The organism is Allobosea sp. 05T422_2, assembly GCF_056396265.1.
Genome location: NZ_JBFTLD010000346.1, coordinates 1 through 6,103, shown reverse-complemented (window position 1 = coordinate 6,103; position 6,103 = coordinate 1). Strand labels below are relative to the sequence as shown.

The 6,103-nt window shown below is 63.8% G+C and carries 4 protein-coding genes and 1 pseudogene; 1 reads left to right on the top strand and 4 read right to left on the bottom strand.

The window, feature by feature from the left end; all coding sequences use genetic code 11:
* Positions 1–20 precede the first annotated feature (20 nt).
* Positions 21–1,439 carry a hydrolase gene (locus tag AC1DJT_RS33415; RefSeq protein WP_476835760.1) on the bottom strand — a complete coding sequence of 473 codons (1,419 nt, stop codon included), beginning with the start codon at positions 1,437–1,439 and terminating at the stop codon, positions 21–23.
* Between the two features lie 448 nt (positions 1,440–1,887).
* Between AC1DJT_RS33415 and AC1DJT_RS33410 the strand changes: the two genes are divergently transcribed.
* A complete protein-coding gene (locus tag AC1DJT_RS33410; protein ID WP_476835759.1) occupies positions 1,888–3,441 on the top strand; it encodes an ISL3 family transposase in 1,554 nt (517 codons plus the stop codon).
* On the opposite strand, the pseudogene tnpC reads toward AC1DJT_RS33410, so the two are convergent.
* The 3 genes and pseudogenes from tnpC to tnpA all read right to left on the bottom strand — a co-directional run bounded on the left by tnpC (position 3,408) and on the right by tnpA (position 5,791).
* Positions 3,408–4,938 (bottom strand): annotated as a pseudogene (gene tnpC / locus AC1DJT_RS33405) (IS66 family transposase). The gene AC1DJT_RS33410 and the pseudogene tnpC overlap by 34 nt on opposite strands.
* A gap of 47 nt (positions 4,939–4,985) precedes the next feature.
* On the bottom strand, positions 4,986–5,312 hold the full coding sequence (gene tnpB / locus AC1DJT_RS33400; RefSeq protein ID WP_441492562.1) for an IS66 family insertion sequence element accessory protein TnpB: 327 nt from the start codon (positions 5,310–5,312) through the stop codon (positions 4,986–4,988).
* Positions 5,313–5,338: 26 nt separating this feature from the next.
* Positions 5,339–5,791, bottom strand: coding sequence for an IS66-like element accessory protein TnpA (gene tnpA / locus AC1DJT_RS33395; RefSeq protein WP_441492563.1), 453 nt, complete (start codon positions 5,789–5,791; stop codon positions 5,339–5,341).
* Between the last annotated feature and the right edge of the window lie 312 nt (positions 5,792–6,103).

The following is a 6,103-nucleotide window of genomic DNA, read 5'->3' as shown; positions in this document are numbered from 1 at the left end:
GCTCGTGACCAAAATGCCTGTCATCGGAAGAAGAGTAGAGAGGCATCGAGGCGAAAGCCGAAATCTTTGTCTACTTGAACGGGACCATAAGGCCAAAAATCCCGAAGGACTTCGGCATGGGGGTGCTTGTATTTCCTATGCGCCGGGTCCGATGAGAAGATGCTCACTGCCGGGCTTAAATCCGCGCCAATGCCCTCATGCCAATTACCAGCAGCGCCGTGGTGCATCACCTGAAACACGCCCGAGCGCTCCAGACGGCCATGCGGGCGATAAAAGGAGGCGAACTCGCGAAACCTGCGACGATCGAGCGTGGCGTCCCCGGTATGCATCTGGGCAAATCGCGAGATGATCCCGCGGAAGTCGGCTGAGCAGGAGATCGATCGGCGCCACAGCAGCGATTGCCCGAGGGGGCCGGAGTACAAGAACAATGAAATCAAGTTCCGTTTTCGCGCTGTCTTTCCGAAGTGCCGGTCGTAAACCTTCCTGACGGCGTMGAGGTCGCTCTGCAGCTCGCTCGTCAGCAGCGATTTAACGAGCGGCTCGACCGCAGCCTTGAAGTCCGCGGTTACTTTGTGCGCCATGCCGATGTCGTTGTACGGCACGAACTCCCAAAGCCCTGGGACCAACAGTCGCCCCCCCCAGCGCAGGAACCGCACTCCAACCCGCTTGCCCTGCCGAGCAGCTGGGTCGCCTTTGGTTTCGCGCGGCGCCTGCTCCGTCTCCGCCTTTAGGGGGCCACCGCGGTCTTCCGGTACGACCGGATCGGCGAACCCTTCGTCCTCGCCGCCGGGCCGCCGCCCCCCGACAAAAATCACTTCGCCGAACTGACCGCCCTCGATCTGGGAGAGGAAGGCGACTGGGTTGATGAAGAACCCGAAGAGCGGGTCCGCAGCGGACAGCCCTTGCTCGATTGCAATGACGAGGCGCTGCCAAGGTGGAATATAGGGAAGGAGTAGCGTCTGGATTGGCACGCTCTTAATCAGGCGTATGAAACCATTGATGTGGTCAGCATCGAAGTGTGAGAGCACTGCAAACGCAAGCTGTGCGGTGCCGCCTCCCGCCTTCAGCTCACTGCCGAAATTTTGGATGGCTCGATCAATTTGCGCGCTCCCGCTTGCAGAGCCGCAGTCATAGGACCAATGCACGGGGCCGCCGGACTTGCGGTGAAGCGACCCGGTAGCAAACAGCCCCTGGCCCATCGGCCACCAAGTCAACCTAAGGTGAGCGTCGCCCACTAGAAAGTTCGCCGGGTCAGGCCGCGCGACCTTCTGCATCGCTGACATAAACAAGCGCGCTTCGACCGGGCTGGCTGGATCCGCGTCCGGATGGCGCCCTTTATTCATTATCTCACTGATCACCCTTGGATTGAAGTCGCGATCCGGGTAGGAGAAGTACGAATGGGCCTCCTGAAAGCTCCCCACCAGACCATGGTCGACCATGGCCCTAATTAAGCTCACCTCCTCGTCCAGYAACTCGCTCACAATCAGCCCCCAGAACGCCTGACAAATTCAACGGCCCTGACAATTTCGCCGACGGATCGCGTATTTGTTCCAGACCGTTCTAGAGCTTCCCGCGTGCTTGCCAACTGACCGAAAGCAGCATGGCGAACGCCTCGGTATGGCGGCACTGAATGACCGGCAACGCTCGATAAGAAGGTGACCTTCGAATATGGAGTAGCTCATCACATGCGCCTCTGGGCGTTGCCATCGCGATGAACGCGGGCGCGGCTTTGGTGTATTCGGCTCGGGCGCTCGACGCTGTTGATGCCGTCAAAGTGTCAAACGGCGCGCAATGTTGCCCCCCGATCGGCGTCCAATATTGGGTCTGACTCAATCTCGCTGCAGATAGGCGGTGATCTGGCGTTGTCTTCCAGAAGGAATCAGCGCGATGGATCACGGAGTTCGGCCTTCCAGGCTTGTACCATTAGGCTTTGCCGTGATGCGGTCTGAGATCGACGGGGATCGCGCCGTAGTCAGCGTTCGTGCCACGGCGTCTTCGGGTGCMTGCCCATCCTGCGGAGCCTGTTCGCGACGGATCCAGAGCCAATATTGGCGGCAAGCTTCCGATCTCCCGATCGCAGGCCGGCGCGTAGACCTGAAGATTAGGGTCAGGCGCTTCTGGTGCGATGCCGTGCTGTGCGGCCGTCGCATCTTCGCTGAGCGATTTGGTAACGACGTGTTGGCTCCGCTGTCACGCCGGACGGGGCGACTGGAGATGATCGTGCATCATCTGGGCCTGGCGCTCGGCGGCCGGCCGGCAGCGAGCTTCGCTGAGCGGCTGATGGTCCCGGTGAGCAACGATACGCTGCTGCGCGTGGTCAGGCGCAAGGCGCAGGTGCCAGCGGACACGTTGACCGTGATCGGCATCGACGACTTCGCGTGGCGGCGCAATCACCGCTACGGCACGATTGTCTGCGACCTCGAACGACGACGGACCGTGACGCTTCTGCCCGACAGGGAACCGGCAACGTCAGAGGCATGGCTGCGGCATCACTCGTCCATCACAATCATCGCTCGCGACCGTGGCGGTGGATATGGCGAGGCGGCGGCCAAGGCCTTGCCGTCGGCCGAACAGGTCGCTGACCGCTGGCATCTTATGGAGAATGCCAGTCGGGCGTTTCTGGAGGCCGTGCGCAAATCCATGCGTCAAATCCGTTCCGTCATCGGCGCGACGGTGATTAACCCCGCCCTCCTGACCTCGGCCGAGCGCTTGCAATATGAAGGGTACGAGCGCCGGGAAGAGACCAACGCAGCCGTCATGGCGCTATTTAACGCGGGTGTTCCGATCAAGCAGGTCGTCAGGCGCACAGGCCTGGCGCGCGATACGGTGCGCCGCATCGTTCGCGGTCAGCGCTCCGAGGTGTTCCGGACGCGGCAAAGTTCGCTGGAGGAAATGCTGCCGTGGCTCGATGCGCAGTGGGACGCCGGAAAGCGCAATGCCACAGAACTCTGGCGCACGATGCGGTCGCGCGGGTTCCGCGGCAGCCTGAGAGTTGTGTCCGAGTGGGCCACCCGTCGGCGGCGTGCCGAAAGGGCCGACGCCGGTACCCTCGCACGCATCCCCTCCGCCCGCACGATCGCTCGCTTCATGACGAACGGGCGCGACAAGCTCTCAAAGGCGGAGACGGTTCTCATCGCAGCCATCGAGAGCGGCCTGCCGCAGTTGGCGAAGGCCCGCGAGATCATCTCGGACTTCCATCAGATGATCCGCACCAAAGCCGTCGCCGGCATGACATTGTGGATGGAGCGCGCCGCCGACAGCCTTGTGGCGTCATTCTGCAGCGGCGTCAGAAAGGACGAAACGGCCGTCCGCGCCGCCATCACTTCGCCCTGGTCCAACGGTCAGACCGAAGGCCAGATCACAAAACTCAAGCTCGTCAAACGCCAGATGTACGGTGAGCGCTGTTCTCAGGCCACAGCCTTGAGCTGCGTCTCTGCGTAAGCCCAGGGCATCAGGTCGTCGATCTGGCTCTGGGGATGGCCGGCGACGATGCGGGCGAGGACGTCGGCGAGATAGTATTGCGGATCGACGCCGTTGAGCTTGGCCGTTTCCACGAGTGAGGCGATCACGGCCCAGTGCTCGGCGCCGCCGTCAGATCCGGCAAAGAGCGCGTTCTTKCGGTTCAAAGCGATGGGCTTGATCGCGCGCTCGACCACGTTGGAGTCGATCTCGACGCGGCCGTCGTCGAGGAAGCGCGAGAGACCGGCCCAGCGCGAGAGCGCGTAGCGGATGGCCTCGGCGAGCTTGCTCTTCTGGCTGACGAGGAGAAGCTTGTCGCGCAGCCACGGCTCCAGCGCTTCGACGATGGGGCGGCTCCTTGCCTGGCGGGCAATGCGCCGCTCCTCGGCGGAGCGTCCCCGGATGTCGTTTTCGATGCGGTAGAGTTCTGCGATGCGCGCGAGCGCTTCCGAAGCAATATGCGCCGGACCGGCTTCGGCCAGTTCGTAGAACTTGCGCCGGGCGTGGCTCCAGCAAAAAGCCAGGCTCACGGCATTCCTCTCGGCCAGCACCTTGTAGCCGGCGTAGCCGTCGACCTGCAGCGTGCCCACGAAGCCCTGAAGATGCCGGATCGGCTGCTCGGCCTTGCGGTCGGGCGCGTAGAGATAAGCCACGCCGGGCGGATCGGSGCCGCCCCAAGGCCGTTCGTCGCGGGCATAGGCGAAGAGCTGGCCGGTCTTGGTCCGGCCGCGGCCCGGATCGAGCACCGGCGCCGTGGTCTCGTCTGCGAAGAGCTTGGTCGATGCCTTCAGTCGCTCGAACAGGCGCTCATGCACGGGCCGCAGGAGGAAGGCCGCCTTGCCGACCCAGTCAGCCAGGGTCGATCGGTCGAGGTTCACCCCCTGCCGGGCATAGATCTGAGCCTGGCGATAGAGCGGCAGGTGATCGGCGTATTTCGAGACGAGGACATGGGCAATGGTCGCCTCGGTGGGGATGCCGCCTTCGACGAGCCGGGCTGGCGCCGGCGCCTGTACCACCACCTCCTCGCAGGCCCGGCAGGCGTATTTCGGCCGACGCGTCACGATCACGCGGAACTGGGCGGGGACGATATCGAGACGTTCGGAGACATCCTCGCCCATCGCATGCAGCGCGCCCTGGCAGCACGGGCATGTTTTGTCCTGGACGTCGATGATCCGCTCGACACGCGGCAGGTGTGCGGGCAGCGATCCGCGGTTGGCGCGCCGCTTCCTGGCCCGCTCGGCCCGCTTTGCGGGATCAGCCGCTTCCTCGCCGGCGAGGCCCTCGGCCTCGATCTGCTCGGCCTCCTCGAGGCCTCAGCAGCAACTGATCGACCAGCAGGCTCTCGGCCCGGCGCCCGAAGCGATGGCGCTGCAACTCCTTGATGATCTGGCGTAGCCGCTCGTTCTCGGCGCGCTCCTCCGCGAGCATCGCCCGAAGCGCGATCGGATCGCTGGTCAGTGGGTTGGCCGCGTTGCTCACGGAGCCGATTCAATCATGGATTACAGTGGCTTGCCACCGCCGAGCGATCAACTTGCCGCGACGGGGACGCGCGTCTCGCGCCGCTGATGCACCCGTCGCCAGTCGAGGCCTTCGAGCAGCGCCTGAAGCTGCGCCGCTGTAAGTCGCACGACGCCGTCGGCGATAGTGGGCCACTGGAACTTGCCGTCTTCCAGTCTCTTCGAGAACAGGCAGACACCCGTCCCATCGAAGTAGACGAGCTTGATCCGGTCAGCACGCCTCGCCCGGAACACATACACCGCGCCCGAGAACGGATCGGCGCCCATGCTCTCGCGCACCAGTGCGGCCAAGCCCTCCGCGCCCTTGCGGAAGTCGACCGGCTTCGTTGCGATCATGACACGGACCGCGCCAGTCGGGCCGATCACGAGCCGCCCTTTAGCGCGGATATCACCGCGGCAATCGTCTTCGGGCTCGCACTGGTTCCGACACGCACCACGACGCCGTCAATCTCGATCTCAATCCCGCCGCTCGACCGGGCTACGCCACGACGACGACGCGTCGCCGGCTGCCTCACGGTCTCGGGCGCCGGGCGTGCTGCATCGACCACCGCAGGCACGAACGTTGGCAATGATGCCGGCGGCAACGTCTCCGGTGCTCGCCGCAAAAGACGCCGCCAGCCGAACAACTGCTGCGGAGACAAGGCATAGCGGCGCGCAACCTCGCTCACCGTCGCGCTCGGCTCGTAGCTCTCCGCCACGATCCTTGCCTTGTCGTCGTCCGACCAATCCCGTCGGCGTCCGGTCCCGGTGAAGACCTCGAACCTCCGAACCGGCTCATCGTCGCTGGATTTAAGCGTAAGCTCTGAAATCGTCATGTGCCGAAGCCCTCAGGGGCTTCCAACATCGTCGCTCAGACCGTTGCCGGAAAGGTGGCGCCGGGACACCGCTTACGATGTACGGCCGCGGAAAGATGGACCTGCTTCAGGCTCGGCTCGTCGGTGCCCGATGATCTYGGGCTGCAGCGAGATTGCGTCAGACCCAAAGTTGCACACGATGACGTAATTGCTGCCGCTGAGCCCCTGCCTTCAGAGTGACAGAGGGCAGGCAGCGGCGCCGGCCTGAGCACGGGATGGTCATCATGAAACAGTATGTCGGGCTGGACGTATCGCAGAAAGAGACCAGCGTTT